This is a genomic window from Paraburkholderia sp. (genome assembly GCF_024281035.1).
Taxonomy (GTDB): domain Bacteria; phylum Pseudomonadota; class Gammaproteobacteria; order Burkholderiales; family Burkholderiaceae; genus Paraburkholderia.
In genome coordinates this window covers 67,820-83,169 of record NZ_JAMXLH010000037.1, presented here as the reverse complement: position 1 = coordinate 83,169, position 15,350 = coordinate 67,820, and the positions used below count along the sequence as shown (strand labels likewise).

Genomic DNA, 15,350 nt, shown 5'->3' with positions numbered 1-15,350 from the left:
TTCTGCTTTTCGAGAAGCTTCTTCTTGCGCGTGATGTCGCCGCCATAGCACTTGGCCAGCACGTTCTTGCGCAACGCCTTGATGTTCTCGCGCGCAATGATATGCGCGCCGATGGCCGCCTGAATGGCCACGTCGTACATCTGGCGCGGAATGATCTCGCGCATCTTCGCCGCGACTTCGCGGCCGCGATACTGCGACTGCGAACGGTGCACGATGATGGACAGCGCATCGACCTTGTCGCCGTTGATCAGCATGTCGACCTTGACGACATCGGACGTGCGGTATTCCTTGAACTCGTAGTCCATCGACGCATAGCCGCGCGACACCGACTTCAGGCGGTCGAAGAAGTCGAGCACGATTTCGGCCATCGGGATTTCGTACGTGAGCTGCACCTGGCGGCCGTGGTACTGCATGTTGATCTGATTACCACGCTTCTGTGTACAGAGCGTGATGACCGAACCCACGTAATCCTGCGGCATGTACAGGTTCACAGTCACGATCGGCTCGCGGATTTCCTCGATCTTCGAGGGCTCCGGCATCTTCGCGGGATTCTCGACCGTCACCGTCGTGCCGTCGTGCTGCACGACCTCGTAGACCACGGTCGGCGCCGTGGTGATGAGGTCCATGTCGAATTCGCGCTCGAGACGCTCCTGCACGATCTCCATGTGCAGAAGACCGAGGAAGCCGCAGCGGAAACCGAACCCGAGCGCCTGTGAGACTTCGGGCTCGTATTGCAGCGAAGCGTCGTTGAGCTTGAGCTTTTCGAGCGACTCGCGCAGCGCGTCGTACTGGTTCGCCTCGACCGGATACAGGCCCGCGAACACCTGCGGCTTCACTTCCTTGAAGCCCGGCAGCGGCGTGTCGGCCGGCTTGCCCGCGTGCGTGACGGTGTCGCCCACCTTGGTCGCGGCCAATTCCTTGATGCCCGCGATGATGAAGCCCACCTGCCCCGCCGACAGCTCGTCGAGGTCGCGCGACTTCGGCGAGAACACGCCGACGTGCTCGACCGGATACTGCGCGCCGGTCGCCATCAGCTTGATCTTGTCCTTCGGACGCAGCGTGCCGTTGACGATGCGCACGAGCATCACGACGCCGACGTAGTTGTCGAACCAGGAGTCGATGATGAGCGCCTGCAACGGCGCATTGGGGTCGCCCTCGGGCGGCGGCACCTTTGCGATCAGCGCTTCGAGCACGTCTTCGACCCCGAGGCCGGTCTTCGCGCTGCAGCGCGTGGCGTCGGTCGCGTCGATGCCGATCACGTCCTCGATCTCTTCGATCGCGTTCTCGGGGTTCGCGGCCGGCAGGTCGATCTTGTTGAGCACCGGCACGACCTCGACGCCGAGTTCGATCGCCGTGTAGCAGTTCGCCACGGTCTGCGCCTCGACGCCCTGGCTCGCATCGACGACGAGCAGCGCGCCCTCGCACGCGGAGAGCGAGCGGCTCACCTCGTAGGAGAAGTCGACGTGGCCCGGCGTGTCGATGAGGTTCAGGTTATAGACCTGGCCGTTCCTCGCCTTGTACGAGAGCGCAGCGGTCTGCGCCTTGATCGTGATGCCGCGCTCGCGCTCGAGATCCATCGAGTCGAGCACCTGTGCTTCCATTTCGCGGTCGGACAGGCCGCCGCACAACTGGATAATGCGATCGGCGAGCGTCGACTTGCCATGGTCGATGTGCGCAATGATCGAGAAGTTACGAATATGATCCATTCAGTGCCGATCAAGCGAAAAAGGCGCGCCCGGACGAAAAGCAGAGCACGCCTCGTAAACAGATGAAAAACCGGCCTATTTTAGCCGAAAAGGGGTTCGGCAGGCAGGGGCGGGAAAGCGCCGCGGCTCAGACACCCAACCCGAGCGCGGCGCGCACGCGCGCCTCGTCGAGATGGTAGTGGCACAACTCGACGCCATCGCACAGGAGCACCGGCACGAGTTCGTCGTAGAGGGCCTGAAATGCGGGGTCTGAATCGACGTCGATCACCTCGATCTGCGCGCCCGCCGCCGCGGCGAGCGGTGCAAGCGCCGCGTGCATGTCGTCGCACAGATGACACCATGTGCGGCCGTACAGCACGAGGCTCGGCGGTTTCGTGCGTGTCTGCATCATTTCTGCCCCGGGTTGCGCGGGCGGATCGGCACGAACTGCGTGTTCTCGCCGCGCCGCACGAGCACCGCCACCATCTTCTGCGGATCGAGGCGCGCAGTTACTTCCTCGAACTGCTTCACACCCGTGATGTCGGTATCGCCCACGCGCAGGATGATGTCGCCTTTCTGAAGGCCGGCGCGCGCTGCCGGACCGCCGACCGATTCCACCAGCACGCCGCCCTTGATCTTGAGCTGGCTCAGTTGATCGGCGGGAACGTCCGTCACCGACAGGCCGAGCGAATTCGACGCACGCGGCTTGGGCGCGGGCGCCTTCTTCTGGTCGCCCTTCGCGGTCTTGTCGGCCTGCATTTCGGCGATCGTGATCGGCAGTTCGCGCGTCTGGCCCTTGCGCCAGATCGTGATCGTCGCCTTCGTGCCCGGCTTCGTGTCGCCGACCATGCGCGGCAGATCCGTCGCGCTATCGACCGTCTGGCCATTGAACTTCTGGATGATGTCGCCCGGCTGGATGCCGGCCTTGTCGGCCGGGCCGCCCGATTCGACGCTCGACACCAGCGCGCCCTGCGCCTTCGGCAGCCCGAGCGAGTCGGCGACATCCTTCGTCACCTCGCCGATCGCCACCGCAATGCGGCCGCGCGTGACCTTGCCGCTGCGCTCCAGCTGATCGGCGACGCGCATCGCTTCGTCGATCGGAATCGCGAACGAAATGCCCATGAAGCCGCCGGTCCGGCTGTAGATCTGCGAGTTGATGCCGATGACCTCGCCCTGCATGTTGATGAGCGGACCACCCGAATTACCGGGGTTGACAGCCACGTCCGTCTGGATGAACGGCAGATAGTCGCCCGTGTCCCGGCCCTTCGCGCTGACGATGCCGGCCGTGACGGTATTTTCGAGCCCGAACGGCGAGCCGATCGCGACGACCCACTCGCCCACGCGCAGCTTGTTCGAGTCGCCGATGGTCACAGCCGGCAGGCTGTGCGCCTCGATCTTGACGACGGCGACGTCCGTACGGTCGTCGACGCCGATCAGCTTCGCCTTGAACTCGCGCTTGTCGGTGAGCGTGACATAGATACTGTCCGCGTCGTCGACGACGTGCGCGTTCGTCATCACATAGCCGTCAGTCGACAGGATGAAGCCCGAGCCGACGCCGCTGTTCTGCTCCGCGTCGCTGCCGCTGTCGGGCGGCGACGAGTCCTGGCCACCGCCCTGGCCGCCGCCCTGTCCACCCTGTCCACCATGAGGCGACTGGCCATGCGGGCCCTGCGGCAGCGGAATGCCGAAGAAACGGCGGAAGAATTCCGACATGTCGCCTTCGTCCGTGCCCGGCGGCAGGCCGTGCGGCGAGGCGCTCACGTGGGTCGTAGTGCGGATGTTGACGACTGATGGTCCGACCTTGTCGACCAGATCGGTGAAGTCCGGCAGATTGGCGGCGGGCGCCGCCGACGCCACGTGCGGTGCGAGCGGCAGGCACGCTGCCACCACCGCGGCCGCGAACAATTTGCGCAGCGGGAAAATCGTCATATCGTTGTCAGCCGAAGGAATTACCTGGGAGGTTTGTATTCTATGGCAGACGCAAACTGCTGCAACGTGCTTTGGGGCACTTCCCCGAGGAGCGTGATCCAGTAGTCGCCGCTGCGCTTCACGAGGACGTGAGTCGCGCCGTTGCTACCGGCCCCTTCCTTGCGGCTGTTGTTCTTGACCGGCTCGACAAAGATCGAGATTGCCGCCAGCCCATCGGAGAAAACCGCCTGATCGACGGGGATGGGCGGCTCGTTCGCATCGGTTGCGGCCATCGGGCGGCGCAGTTCGCGGACCTTGCGGAAACCGGGCACGGGCGAGCCGAATTTCCAGCCCTGAGCTTCCATGTCGACCGGTTCGAGCGGCGGATGCACCATGGTCCAGCCAGCCGTGTTGTGCATGCCGCTGACGATCGGCGCCTTGTCGAGCGGCACGCCGATGCGGATCTGCGTGAACGACAGCTGTTCGAGCACCTGTCCGCTTGCCGGGTCGATCGTCTGCGCACGCAGCAGGAGCCCCGTCTTCGCGTCGGCCCAGAACTTGTAGGCGAAGCGGTAGCCGTCCTTCGGCTGGAGTGCGATGACCTGGCTTTCGATGCCCGCGACACGGTCGGTGCCGAGCATTTTCGGGGTGTAGACGGACAGCACGTGGTCGCCGCTCGTGGCGAGCAGCGCGGGGAACGCGTCCTTGTTCTGGCGCTTTTCGACGACACAGAACTTGCGCTCGGGCACGAACGTGTAGACGTCGTCGTTATGGCGCAGGAGCTTGCGCGGCTTGCCGTCGAGACTTTCGAGCTGCTCGTACTCGCCGTCGTTCTTCGTCCCGTAGTGCGTGATGCGCGACGATTGCACGAACGGGCCGCGCTGATAAACGAACGTGCCTTCGTAATTCTGCTGCTGGGCCGCCTGCTGGATGCGGTCGAGCCACTGGGCGGCGTCTTGCGGCGCGGGCTGTGCGGCGGCGTGCGCAGCCGCGGACAGTACGGTCAGCAATACGGCCGCGTAGCACAGGAATGCCGGCAGCCGCCCCCAGATTGTCGTTTTATAGCGCTGCGGTGTCGGCATCAGACTTACTGGCGAGACGTGGTGAGGGTAGCGGCCTGGATCAGCGGCATGGAATCCGACATGACGGGCTGTTGCGCGAACTGCTGATGCGCTTCCAGATACGCATCGAGACGCGCGTCGCGAATGATATTGCCGTCTTGCACGGCAGCGGTCTGCGCCGGCACCGCGTTCATCGCGACACGCTGCACGCCGTCGCCCGAGGACGATACCGACGCGACCTGCGCGCCGCCGACGTTGCCCACGCCGTGCATCTGCGGCACGACGATCCACGTGAGCATGGCGGCGGCAGCGGCAACCGCGAGCGTCGGAACGATGCGGTGACGCAGCGCGAGAATGCGTGCGGCACCGCGTGCGGACCCACCTGAGGCGGGACGCGCGACCGGCAGCGCGGCGGGCGCGAGCACGTGCGGCTCCGTCTCGAAACGCGCGGCGAAGCCCGCCATGAACGACTGGCTTGCGGCTGCGCTGAGCGCGAGATCGTCCGAGCGCAGCACGTCGCCGATCAGGTGGTACGCCGACCAGCTCGCACGCCCTTCTTGATCGAAATCAGAAAATATCCCGTCTGGACGCTCGCCAGCGGTCAGTTCTCCGTCAACAAAAGCAGACAGACGCTCGCCGCGCGAGCCTAGCACCGATTGCATCGAGACCGATCCCATGATGCTCCCCATTTCCTTTCAGACTGCCCTGTTGTGATACACGCGGTGACACCAACCCGGTAAATCGCATTCGTGGCCGGCGGCGCACTGGTTACCGGCGTGGTTACCAGCGCTTGCCTTCCGGCGTGTCCAGCAACGGACGCAATTTTGCCGCAATGGCTTCGCGAGCGCGGAATATCCGTGATCTGACGGTGCCTATGGGGCACCCCATCATCTCGGCGATTTCCTCGTAGCTCAAACCTTCAATTTCCCGAAGTGTAATGGCGGTGCGCAACTCCTCCGGCAGCATCGCCATGGCAGCATTGACCGTTTGCGCGATCTGCTTGCTCATCAACATCGACTCGGGCGTGTTGATATCCCTTAGTTGATCGGCATCCGAGAAAGTTTCAGCCTCTTCTGCATCTGCTTCGGTAGATGTCGGGGCGCGTCTACCCTGGGTCGCAAGGTAGTTCTTCGCCGTGTTGACGGCAATCCGGTACAACCACGTATAGAAAGCGGACTCGCCGCGAAACTGCGGCAACGCCCGGTACGCCTTGATAAAGGCGTCCTGGGCCACATCCTCGACCTCCGCGGGATCCCGCACAAGGCGCGAGATCAGACGGATGATCTTGCGGTGGTATTTGGCAACCAGAAGCTCGAATGCGGCTTTGTCGCCTTTTTGCACGCGCTCAACCAGCATCTGGTCGATTTCTTTTTCGCTCACCTGAAAAATCCGTTAGCTCATGGTAGATGCGGGGCACCATTGTAGCGCCCTGTCCCTCCCGTCACGTTACGCCCGTATTGGCCGTTACAGTCGTTACAGCGAATCCGTTGCGCACGGTCGAATCGCTGTTCACTCAGCGTCCGGCCGCGCACCGCGCCCGTACGGCCAGCGTACGAAAGGCATCGGGTTCGAGCGCATCGGCAGCGACCAGCACGGTTGTGCGCCCGGCGCTCCCCTCGACCGTCAGCGCGAGCAGGCTGGTGCCCCATTGTGACGCGCCGGTCAAACGTCCCCGCGCGGTGCAAGCGCCATCCTTTCCATAGGCCGCGAGAAAATCGGGCCCCATTTCGATGACGGCAGGCTGCGTGCGATGCCACGCCGCAGCGGCCAGTCCGCAGAGGGCAAGGGAAGCGAGTGTGGGAACGATGGCGCGAGCGTCGCCCAGCCAGGGTGCGAGCGACGTATGGACGGCGGCGGCCGCCACGCCGATACCGGCGGCAAGGACAACATGAAGCGCCGCGGAGCGTCGCAACAGGATGCACGGCGCGCCGGGGCGCCGCGTGAGAAAAACGGAATCGCGGCTGGCCGGAGAATCCGGCGCAGCCGCTTCACGCTCGATGCGGGTCAAACGTGACGTTTGAAGACCAGCGTGCCGTTCGTGCCGCCGAACCCGAACGAGTTCTTCAGCGCGATATCGATCTTCATGTCCCGCGCGGTGTTCGCGCAGTAGTCCAGGTCGCACTCGGGATCCTGGTTGAAGATGTTGATCGTCGGCGGCGAGATCTGGTTGTGCACGGAAAGCACCGTGAACACCGATTCGAGACCGCCCGCGCCGCCGAGCAGGTGCCCGGTCATCGACTTGGTCGAGTTCACGACGATGTTCTTCGAGTGGTCGCCGAATGCGCGCTTGATCGCGTTGGTTTCCGCGAGGTCGCCAAGCGGCGTCGACGTGCCGTGCGCACTCAGCCAGTTCACCTCGTCGGCATTCACACGCGCGTTGCGCATTGCCGCCAGCATGCAGCGGCGCGCGCCGTCGCCGTTTTCGAGCGGCGCGGTCATGTGATAGGCGTCGCCGCTCATGCCGTAGCCGGTGATTTCGGCATAGATCTTCGCGCCGCGCTTCTTCGCGTGCTCGTACTCTTCGAGGACCATCACGCCTGCGCCCTCGCCCAGCACGAAGCCGTCACGATCCTTGTCCCACGGACGGCTCGCCGTTGCCGGATCGTCGTTGCGCTGCGAAAGCGCGCGCGCCGCAGCGAAACCGCCGACGCCGAGCGGCGAAACGGTCGATTCCGCGCCGCCCGCGATCATCACGTCGGCATCGCCGTACTCGATGAGACGCGACGCCTCGCCGATGCAGTGCAGACCGGTCGTGCAGGCCGTGACCATCGCGAGATTCGGGCCCTTGATGCCGTACTTGATCGACAGATGGCCGGAGATCATGTTGATGATCGACGCGGGCACGAAGAACGGCGAAATACGGCGCGGGCCGCGGTTCAGCAGTTCGGTCTGGGTGACTTCGATCATCGGCAGGCCGCCGATGCCCGAGCCCACCACGACGCCGATGCGCTCGGCATTCTCCTCGGTGATCTCGATGCCGCTGTCCTGCATTGCCTGGATGCCCGCGGCGATGCCGAAATGGATAAACGCATCCATGTGGCGCGCTTCTTTCCCGGGGATGTACTCCTCGACGTTGAAGCCCTTCACCTCACCGGCGAAGCGGGTCGAATAGTTCGTGGCATCGAACTTCGTGATGTTGGCAATGCCGGATTTCCCGGCGACCACATTGGCCCAGCCGTCGGCAACATTATTGCCAACAGGCGAAATCAGCCCCAGGCCTGTAACAACAACTCGACGGCGGCTCACGGTAACCCCTTTTCCATAGATGACAAAAACAAAAGCCACAGAGGCCGCAGGAGATGCTCCTGTGAGCCCTGTGGCTAGTTGACCGGCAAGAGCCCGGCAGCGGGTGCGGGCGTGTGCGGGTTCACTGACGAGAGTCCTGTTGGGCCGCGCGCGCCATGGCGGCGCAGGCCCCTGTTACGCACAAATGCGCAACCGCGGACAAATCGCGTCTGAATGCCCTTAGGCCTTGACGTTCGCGCGAGCGTAGTCGATGGCTTGCTGAACCGTCGTGATCTTCTCGGCTTCCTCATCCGGGATTTCCATGCCGAATTCGTCTTCCAGAGCCATCACGAGTTCGACGGTGTCGAGCGAGTCGGCGCCCAGATCGTTCACGAACGATGCTTCGTTCTTGATTTCGGCTTCGGCGACGCCCAGTTGTTCGGCGACGATCTTCTTCACGCGCTGTTCGATGTTGTCCATTACCCCTCCAAGGGAAAAAAGTTAGTTCATGAATGCGAGTGCGCGCATTTTAGCAGGTTTGACCTGGCAGAAAAGCGGCGCTCAAGGTTCCGGATGGGCTATCCGCAACGGCGTTTGAAAACGACTGAAGCAAACGCATCGCGGCGCGGATAGTACCCGAATCTGGTTACGACATGTACATGCCGCCGTTCACGTGCAACGTCGTGCCGGTGATGTACCCCGCCTGCGGCGATGCGAGGAACGCCACCGCGTGAGCGATGTCGTCCGGGCTGCCGAGACGGCCAAGCGGAATCTGCTGCTTCAGTGCTGCCTGCTGTTCGGCGGGCAGGTCCTTCGTCATATCGGTGTCGATGAAGCCCGGCGCGACACAGTTCACCGTGATGCCGCGGCTGCCGATCTCGCGCGCGAGCGCACGGGTCAGGCCCGCGACGCCGGCTTTGGCGGCCGCGTAGTTCGCCTGGCCGGGATTGCCCGACGCACCCACCACCGACGTGATGTTGATGATGCGGCCCGTGCGCGCCTTCATCATCGGGCGCAGCACGGCGCGGGAAAGACGGAACACCGACTTCAGGTTCGTGTCGATGACCGCGTCCCACTCGTCGTCCTTCATGCGCATCGCGAGGTTGTCCTGCGTGATGCCCGCGTTGTTCACGAGAATCGCGAGACCGCCGAATTCCTTCACGGTCGCGTCGATCAGCGCTTCGGCTGCTGCCGCGTCGTTGACGTTCAGCACCGCGCCGCGGCCCTTCAGGCCCGCTTCTGCGAACGCTGCCGTGATCGCCTGCGCGCCCGATTCGCTCGTCGCGGTGCCGATCACCGTCGCGCCCTGGCGCGCCAGTTCGAGCGCGATCGCCCGGCCAATGCCGCGCGAGGCGCCGGTCACGATGGCGGCTTGATTATCGAGAGTCTTGTCCATGTATCTGTCGAATCCGTTGCGGATGTAACTCGGGTCGCCGCTTACGCGGCCACGAGCTTGAGCGCTTCTTCGAGCGACTTCGGGTCTGCCACCGAAGCGCCCACGAGGTTGCCGTCGATGCGCTTCGTGAGGCCTGCCAGCACCTTGCCCGGACCGCACTCGATCACGTGCGTCACGCCTTGCGCGGCAATCGCCTGCACGCATTCGACCCAGCGCACCGGGCCCGCGGCCTGGCGCACGAGGGCGTCGCGGATCGCGGCGGGATCGGTGGCGAACGCCACGTCGACGTTGTTCACGACCGGAATCTGCGGCGCGGAGAGTTTCACGTTCGCGAGATACTCGCGCAGCTGATCCGACGCGGGCTTGAGCAGCGACGAGTGAAACGGCGCCGAAACCGGCAGCGGCAGCGCGCGCTTCGCGCCCTTCGCCTTGGCGACTTCGCAGGCCTTTTCGACCGCGGCCTTGTGGCCCGCGATCACGACTTGCGACGGCGCGTTGAAATTGACCGCTTCGACCACGCCGCCGGGGTTGCCCACGGCCGCGGAGGCTTCGGCGCAAACCGCGCGCACGGTGTCGTCATCGAGACCGAGCACGGCAGCCATGCCGCCCTCGCCCACCGGCACCGCGCTTTGCATCGCCTGCGCACGAAAACGCACGAGCGGCACCGCGTCGCGGAACGCCAGCACGCCGGCGGCGACGAGCGCCGTGTATTCGCCGAGGCTGTGGCCGGCGACGATCGCGGGCGCAGCGCCGCCCGCCTGCTGCCACGCGCGATAGACCGCGTAGGCCGCGGTCAGCATGACCGGCTGCGTGTTGGTCGTGAGGTTCAGCTCGTCGGCGGGACCTTCGGCGATCAGCTTGCCGAGGTCCTGATTGAGCGCGTCGGAGGCTTCCTGCAGCGTTTCGCGCACGATGGCGCTATCGGCGAAGGCGTCGAGCATGCCCACGGCCTGCGAGCCCTGGCCCGGAAAAACGAAAGCGAATTTCATAACGTCCCCAAATTCTGTTCATGCAGACGGGCGGCGCGCTGCGGCAAGCCGCGCGCCACAGCAAGCGGCGCGCGCGTCAGCCGGAAAGCGTGGCGCCGCGCGCCCGGTCGAAATCAATAGCGGATGACGGAAGCGCCCCAGGTGAAACCGCCGCCTACGCCTTCGATCAGGACGTTCTGGCCGCGCTTGATGCGGCCGTCGCGCACCGCGACATCGAGTGCGAGCGGGATGGAGGCTGCCGACGTGTTGCCGTGCTCGCCCACCGTGACCACCATGCGCTCGGCGGGGAGGCCGAGCTTGCGGCAGGTGCCCTGCATGATGCGGATGTTCGCCTGGTGCGGAATCAGCCAGTCGATCTGCTCGGGCTTGAGTTGCGCCTTTTCCAGCGCCTCGTTCGCGACCTTTTCCAGCACGTTCACAGCGAGCTTGAAGACGGCCTGGCCGTCCATGTGCAGGAACGCGTTGCCCGCGATCACGCCGCCGTGAACGTTACCCGGCGTGCAGAGGATGTGCGCGTAGCTGCCGTCGGCGTGAAGCGCGCTCGACAGTACGCCCGGTTCCTGGGACGCCTGCAACACGACCGCGCCCGCGCCGTCGCCGAACAGCACGCAGGTCGTGCGATCGTTGAAATCGAGAATGCGCGAGAAGGTTTCCGCGCCGACGATGAGCGCCGTGCGGTGCTGGCCGGTGCGAATCAGGCTGTCCGCGATCGAAACGGCGTACGCGAAGCCCGCGCATACGGCCTGGACGTCGAACGCCGCGCCGTGATTGCGGATGCCGAGCTTGTTCTGCAGCAGGCAGGCCGTGCTCGGAAACACGAAATCGGGCGTGGAGGTCGCGACGATGATCAGGTCGATCGATTGCGGATCGACGTCGGCCGCGGCAATGGCGCGCTGCGATGCGGCGAGCGCGAGATCGCTCGTGGTGACGTCGGGCGCGGCGAAGTGGCGCGCATGGATGCCCGTGCGGGCGACGATCCATTCGTCACTCGTCTCGACGCCCTTCGCAGCGAGACGTTCAGCCAGTTCCTGGTTGGTGACGCGCTCAGGCGGAAGGAAGCTGCCCGTGCCAAGCACGCGGGAATATAGAGTCGATTGAACCATTATGCCTTCGAGGAAGATGCGGTGCCGGGCGGCGTCTCGCCTGCGAGCGGCCCGCCGGACTGCCTGCTGCCGGATTCGCCGGCAGCGCGTTCGAGTGAACCGGCGTTCTCGTCCATAGCGCGCACGAGGCGCTCCAGCACGCCATTTTTGACGGCATCATACCCGCGTTTGATCGCCCACTCAAACGCGTAGGCATCCGCGGAACCGTGGCTCTTGATGACGAGCGCCTTGAGGCCGAGCAGCGCCGCGCCGTTGTACCGGCGATGGTCGACGCGCTTCTTGAAGCGCATCAGCACGGGCATCGCGGGCAGCGCCATCAGCTTCGTGAGCCACGAGCGGCCGAACTCTTCCTTGATCATGCCGTTGAACATCTGCGCGAGGCCCTCGGACGTCTTCAGCGCGACATTTCCAACGAAACCGTCGCATACGATCACGTCGACGGTGCCCTTGTAAATGTCGTTGCCTTCCACATTGCCGCGGAAATTCAGCGTACTCGCGCGCAGCAGTTCGCCCGCGCGCTTGATGGTGTCGTTGCCCTTGATGACTTCTTCGCCGATATTCAGGAGCCCGATGGTTGGGCGCTCCTTGCCTTCGAGCGCGGCGACGAGCGCGTGGCCCATCTCGGCGAACTGGAGCAGATGATGCGGTTCGCAGTCGACGTTGGCGCCGAGGTCGAGCACGGTCGTGTAGCCGGCGGGATTCGGCAATGCAGAAGCGATGGCCGGGCGTTCGATACCTGGCAGCGTCTTGAGCACGTAGCGCGACACGGCCATCAGCGCGCCGGTGTTGCCAGCCGACACGCACGCCTGGGCCTCGCCTTCTTTCACGCGATTGAGCGCGACGCGCATCGACGAATCTTTCTTCTTGCGCAGCGCGACCTCGACCGGATCGTCCATTTCGACGATCTCGGTGGCAGGGACGATGGTGAACGCGGGATTATCCAGCGCCTTCAGCTTTTTCAGCTGGGCGCGGATAGCCGTTTCGATGCCGACGAGCAGAAGATGCGCGTCGGGATACAAGCGAACGAAATTGACTGCGGCAGGCACGGTCACGGACGGACCGTTGTCGCCTCCCATGCAATCTATCGTGAGCGTAACAGTCATGGAATGCGACGGATTTCAGGCACAAAAAAGCGGCAGGTGAATGCCGCCTTTTTTGCCAAGCCGAAAAATTGTCAAGCGAACGGGATCGCCATGCGCAGCACTTCGTGGCTGGTTACCCAACCGGCGCCGCACAATGGAACGATTAGTCGTTCTTGGTCTTGACGACTTTCTTGCCGCGGTAGTAGCCGTTCGGGCTGATGTGGTGGCGCAGGTGCACTTCACCCGTGCTCGGCTCGACAGCCAGCGGAGCGCCCGTGAGGAAATCGTGCGAGCGGTGCATGCCGCGCTTCGACGGCGACTTCTTGTTTTGTTGAACTGCCATGATAACTCCTGAAAATTTTCCGAATTCTAACACAGCCCGATCCGGCCGCCGCCACCCTGGGGATAGCCCGACTCCGGGGCGAGGCCCACGAATCTAGTACTGCACGCCACCTGCAGCCGCTTTAGTGTCCGCTGCCGGGACCGTCCTTCTTGAGCGATTCGAGCGCCGCAAACGGATTGACGCGCTCTTCCGCCTCGATTTCCTGCTCCGGTACGTCGTCCACGGAATCCACGCCGTCCGCGCCATCGGCACCCGAGGCGAGACTTTCGTGGATCTCCGGACAAACATCGTGCTTCGGCACGAGCGGCAGCGAGAGCAACAGCTCCTCTTCGATCAAGTCGACGAGATCGAAATGGCGCGAGCCTACGATCACTTCGGCTTCATCGTCGTCGAGCGGAAACTCCTCCGCCTCTTCTTCCGTCTGGACGATACGGAAGACCGGGTCTGCGTTGAACGCCTGCTCGCAGGGAGCAAGGCAACGCTGACACGTGAGCCACGCGCTACCGTGAAGCGCGAGCCGCAAATACGGCTGCGGCCCCTCGGTGCCGTCGTCCTGCAGCTCCGTTTGCGTGAAGCCCGCCGCCTGCCAGGTGAACGCGGTATCGCGATCTGGCGCGTCGGCTGCCACTTCGTTTAACATGCGCGGCAGTTGCGAAAGACGCACTGCCCCCGCAGCCTCGCGAGCACTACGCGCAAATTCGAAAATATCGAGATCGCGCGGATTCAGCGAATCGATGGCGCCCGCAGGCTTACCCGTTGGCTCGGTCATGTGCGCTCCTGCTATCCGTGCTCCCGTGTCGTCACTTACCGCTAAAGGTAACTGGCGGCCCCGGAAAGCGGCTTCGATGCGTTCAGACGGCCTGCTCACGTCGAACCGGACACTCCCCGGACAACCCAGACAGACCCGCCGATCGGATCTGCCAGCTCCGGCGAAGCATGTTCCAACGCCTCGTTTTCCGCGATGTTTGTTGAATGCCGTGCTGGCGAACATCCACAGACAGCGTAAAAAAACGCGCGCGAAATGAGCGCACCGATGAAAAGCCCAAAATCATATCGCTATTGTCTTTACGAGTCAAACACTTAAGATCACGCATGCAAGTGCCTGTGCAGCCTCGCATTTCCGGCGTCCCGCCCCGTTTTCTCTAACCGATCGACCATGCAGGATTCCTCGCTCCCCAACCCGGCCACGAGCCGGCCCGCTCTGATTCTGGCCTCTACGTCGCGCTATCGCCGCGAGCTGCTGGAACGGCTGCGGATTCCGTTCCAGACCGCCGTGCCCGCCGTCGACGAAACGCCGCTCGACGGCGAAACGCCCGAAGCCACCGCCCTGCGCCTCGCCGCCGCCAAGGCGCGCGCCGTGGCCGCCGCCCTGCCCGCGACCACGGGCCGCGCGCTCGTGATCGGCTCCGATCAGGTCGCGACGTTCGACGGCAAGCAGATCGGCAAGCCCGGCACGCACGAGCGCGCGCTCGTGCAACTGCGATCGATGCGCGGCCGCGAAGTGCTGTTCCATAGTGCGCTCAGTCTGCTCGACACCGCTACTGGCCAAACGGATACCGTCGACATCGTGACCCGGGTCCGCTTTCGCGATCTGCCCGACGCCGCGCTCGACGCCTATCTGCGCGCCGAAGAGCCCTATGACTGCGCGGGCAGCGCGAAATCCGAAGGGCTCGGCATCGCCCTGCTCGAAGCGATCGAATCGGACGACCCCACCGCGCTCATCGGCCTGCCGCTGATCGCGCTCACGCGCATGCTGCTCGCCGCGGGCTACCCGTTGCTGGAGGTGCAATGACCGGCACGCTCTACCTGATTCCGAACACGCTCGGCGACGGCGACGAAGCCGCACTCGCGGCGGTTCTGCCCGCGCCGGTGCGCGAGCGCGCGGGCACACTCGCGAGCTATATCGGTGAAAACGCGAAGACGACGCGTGCGTTTCTGAAGCGTGTCGGCACGACGCGGCCGATCCAGGAAATCGAGATCCGCGAACTGAACGTCAATACGCCGCCCGGAGAAATCGACAAGCTGCTCGCGCCGCTTCGCGCCGGGATCGATACCGGCCTGGTTTCGGAGGCGGGCGTGCCCGCCGTGGCCGACCCGGGCGCCCTGCTCGTGCGGCGCGCGCACGAGCAGGGCATCAAGGTCGTGCCGCTCGTCGGGCCGAGTTCGATCCTGCTCGCGCTGATGGCTTCGGGCCTGAACGGACAAAGCTTTGCGTTCCACGGCTATCTGCCCGTCGACGCCAACGAGCGTGCGAAGAAGCTGCGCGAGCTGGAACAGCACTCGCGCAAGGCGAAGCAGACGCAGATCTTCATCGAAACGCCGTACCGCAATCGCACGATGCTCGACGCGCTGCTCGCGGGCTGCGCGCCGTCGACGCTCGTCTGCGTCGCCGCCGACCTCACGCTGCCGACGGAGACCATCGTGAGCCGCACGGTCGCCGACTGGAAGAAACGGCCCGCGCCCGATCTGCACAAACGTCCGGCCATCTTCCTGCTGCTCGGCGTCTGATTGGCCCGCTGAGATCGGGCCCTGAAACGACAACGACCGCTCGCGCGGCG

Annotated in this window: 17 protein-coding genes; 2 read left to right on the top strand and 15 right to left on the bottom strand. The window is 64.4% G+C overall.

Annotated features, from left to right (window positions below; translation table 11 throughout):
- The 15 genes from lepA to Q0L30_RS13240 all read right to left on the bottom strand — a co-directional run.
- Positions 1–1,706, bottom strand: a 1,706-nt coding sequence (gene lepA, locus Q0L30_RS13310; protein WP_296656895.1) for a translation elongation factor 4, incomplete at its 3' end; no start/stop codon positions are given.
- A gap of 127 nt (positions 1,707–1,833) precedes the next feature.
- The gene (locus tag Q0L30_RS13305; protein WP_296656911.1) at positions 1,834–2,094 is read right to left on the bottom strand and encodes a glutaredoxin family protein; all 261 of its coding nucleotides are present in this window, start codon (positions 2,092–2,094) and stop codon (positions 1,834–1,836) included.
- Positions 2,094–3,614 (bottom strand): DegQ family serine endoprotease, encoded by a 1,521-nt coding sequence (locus tag Q0L30_RS13300; RefSeq protein ID WP_296656893.1) that lies wholly within the window; start codon positions 3,612–3,614, stop codon positions 2,094–2,096. The genes Q0L30_RS13305 and Q0L30_RS13300 overlap by 1 nt, the downstream gene beginning before the upstream one ends.
- Positions 3,615–3,634: 20 nt before the next feature.
- Positions 3,635–4,675 (bottom strand): MucB/RseB C-terminal domain-containing protein, encoded by a 1,041-nt coding sequence (locus Q0L30_RS13295; RefSeq protein WP_296656892.1) that lies wholly within the window; start codon positions 4,673–4,675, stop codon positions 3,635–3,637.
- A gap of 5 nt (positions 4,676–4,680) precedes the next feature.
- Positions 4,681–5,331: an RseA family anti-sigma factor gene (locus Q0L30_RS13290; RefSeq protein WP_296656909.1), complete on the bottom strand. Its 651-nt coding sequence runs from the start codon at positions 5,329–5,331 to the stop codon at positions 4,681–4,683.
- A gap of 103 nt (positions 5,332–5,434) precedes the next feature.
- Positions 5,435–6,034, bottom strand: a complete 600-nt coding sequence (gene rpoE, locus Q0L30_RS13285) for an RNA polymerase sigma factor RpoE (protein WP_296656890.1) — start codon at positions 6,032–6,034, stop codon at positions 5,435–5,437.
- 133 nt (positions 6,035–6,167) lie between these two features.
- A complete protein-coding gene (locus Q0L30_RS13280) occupies positions 6,168–6,662 on the bottom strand; it encodes a hypothetical protein (RefSeq protein WP_296656889.1) in 495 nt (164 codons plus the stop codon).
- Positions 6,659–7,900 (bottom strand): beta-ketoacyl-ACP synthase II, encoded by a 1,242-nt coding sequence (gene fabF / locus Q0L30_RS13275; protein ID WP_296656887.1) that lies wholly within the window; start codon positions 7,898–7,900, stop codon positions 6,659–6,661. Before fabF ends, Q0L30_RS13280 begins: the two co-directional genes overlap by 4 nt.
- Before the next feature lie 219 nt (positions 7,901–8,119).
- Positions 8,120–8,359 carry an acyl carrier protein gene (gene acpP / locus Q0L30_RS13270; RefSeq protein ID WP_004197638.1) on the bottom strand — a complete coding sequence of 80 codons (240 nt, stop codon included), beginning with the start codon at positions 8,357–8,359 and terminating at the stop codon, positions 8,120–8,122.
- 166 nt (positions 8,360–8,525) lie between these two features.
- A complete protein-coding gene (gene fabG / locus Q0L30_RS13265; RefSeq protein WP_293036785.1) occupies positions 8,526–9,275 on the bottom strand; it encodes a 3-oxoacyl-ACP reductase FabG in 750 nt (249 codons plus the stop codon).
- A 41-nt stretch (positions 9,276–9,316) separates the two neighbouring features.
- Positions 9,317–10,264, bottom strand: coding sequence for an ACP S-malonyltransferase (fabD, locus tag Q0L30_RS13260; RefSeq protein ID WP_296655816.1), 948 nt, complete (start codon positions 10,262–10,264; stop codon positions 9,317–9,319).
- 113 nt (positions 10,265–10,377) lie between these two features.
- Positions 10,378–11,367 (bottom strand): beta-ketoacyl-ACP synthase III, encoded by a 990-nt coding sequence (locus tag Q0L30_RS13255; RefSeq protein WP_296655813.1) that lies wholly within the window; start codon positions 11,365–11,367, stop codon positions 10,378–10,380.
- Complete coding sequence (plsX, locus tag Q0L30_RS13250) at positions 11,367–12,470, bottom strand: phosphate acyltransferase PlsX (protein ID WP_296655810.1); 1,104 nt, start codon at positions 12,468–12,470, stop codon at positions 11,367–11,369. Before plsX ends, Q0L30_RS13255 begins: the two co-directional genes overlap by 1 nt.
- Positions 12,471–12,612: 142 nt before the next feature.
- Entirely contained in the window at positions 12,613–12,792 is a 180-nt protein-coding gene (rpmF, locus tag Q0L30_RS13245) for a 50S ribosomal protein L32 (protein WP_018441573.1), read from the bottom strand.
- A gap of 121 nt (positions 12,793–12,913) precedes the next feature.
- Positions 12,914–13,561, bottom strand: a complete 648-nt coding sequence (locus Q0L30_RS13240; protein WP_296655790.1) for a DUF177 domain-containing protein — start codon at positions 13,559–13,561, stop codon at positions 12,914–12,916.
- 387 nt (positions 13,562–13,948) lie between these two features.
- Between Q0L30_RS13240 and Q0L30_RS13235 the strand changes: the two genes are divergently transcribed.
- Both Q0L30_RS13235 and Q0L30_RS13230 read left to right on the top strand, forming a co-directional pair.
- Positions 13,949–14,584 (top strand): Maf-like protein, encoded by a 636-nt coding sequence (locus tag Q0L30_RS13235; protein ID WP_296655787.1) that lies wholly within the window; start codon positions 13,949–13,951, stop codon positions 14,582–14,584.
- Complete coding sequence (locus Q0L30_RS13230; RefSeq protein WP_296655784.1) at positions 14,581–15,300, top strand: SAM-dependent methyltransferase; 720 nt, start codon at positions 14,581–14,583, stop codon at positions 15,298–15,300. The genes Q0L30_RS13235 and Q0L30_RS13230 overlap by 4 nt, the downstream gene beginning before the upstream one ends.
- The last annotated feature ends 50 nt before the right edge of the window (positions 15,301–15,350 follow it).

What these genes read in the sequence shown, in the direction of transcription:
- Q0L30_RS13305 (WP_296656911.1), bottom strand. Translation starts at nt 2,094, where the DNA reads ATGCAGACACGCACGAAACCGCCGAGCCTCGTGCTGTACGGCCGCACA.
- Q0L30_RS13235 (WP_296655787.1), top strand. Translation starts at nt 13,949, where the DNA reads ATGCAGGATTCCTCGCTCCCCAACCCGGCCACGAGCCGGCCCGCTCTG.
- Q0L30_RS13300 (WP_296656893.1), bottom strand. Translation starts at nt 3,614, where the DNA reads ATGACGATTTTCCCGCTGCGCAAATTGTTCGCGGCCGCGGTGGTGGCA.
- rpmF (WP_018441573.1), bottom strand. Translation starts at nt 12,792, where the DNA reads ATGGCAGTTCAACAAAACAAGAAGTCGCCGTCGAAGCGCGGCATGCAC.
- fabG (WP_293036785.1), bottom strand. Translation starts at nt 9,275, where the DNA reads ATGGACAAGACTCTCGATAATCAAGCCGCCATCGTGACCGGCGCCTCG.
- plsX (WP_296655810.1), bottom strand. Translation starts at nt 12,470, where the DNA reads ATGACTGTTACGCTCACGATAGATTGCATGGGAGGCGACAACGGTCCG.
- Q0L30_RS13230 (WP_296655784.1), top strand. Translation starts at nt 14,581, where the DNA reads ATGACCGGCACGCTCTACCTGATTCCGAACACGCTCGGCGACGGCGAC.
- Q0L30_RS13290 (WP_296656909.1), bottom strand. Translation starts at nt 5,331, where the DNA reads ATGGGATCGGTCTCGATGCAATCGGTGCTAGGCTCGCGCGGCGAGCGT.
- Q0L30_RS13240 (WP_296655790.1), bottom strand. Translation starts at nt 13,561, where the DNA reads ATGACCGAGCCAACGGGTAAGCCTGCGGGCGCCATCGATTCGCTGAAT.
- Q0L30_RS13295 (WP_296656892.1), bottom strand. Translation starts at nt 4,675, where the DNA reads ATGCCGACACCGCAGCGCTATAAAACGACAATCTGGGGGCGGCTGCCG.
- acpP (WP_004197638.1), bottom strand. Translation starts at nt 8,359, where the DNA reads ATGGACAACATCGAACAGCGCGTGAAGAAGATCGTCGCCGAACAACTG.
- Q0L30_RS13255 (WP_296655813.1), bottom strand. Translation starts at nt 11,367, where the DNA reads ATGGTTCAATCGACTCTATATTCCCGCGTGCTTGGCACGGGCAGCTTC.
- fabD (WP_296655816.1), bottom strand. Translation starts at nt 10,264, where the DNA reads ATGAAATTCGCTTTCGTTTTTCCGGGCCAGGGCTCGCAGGCCGTGGGC.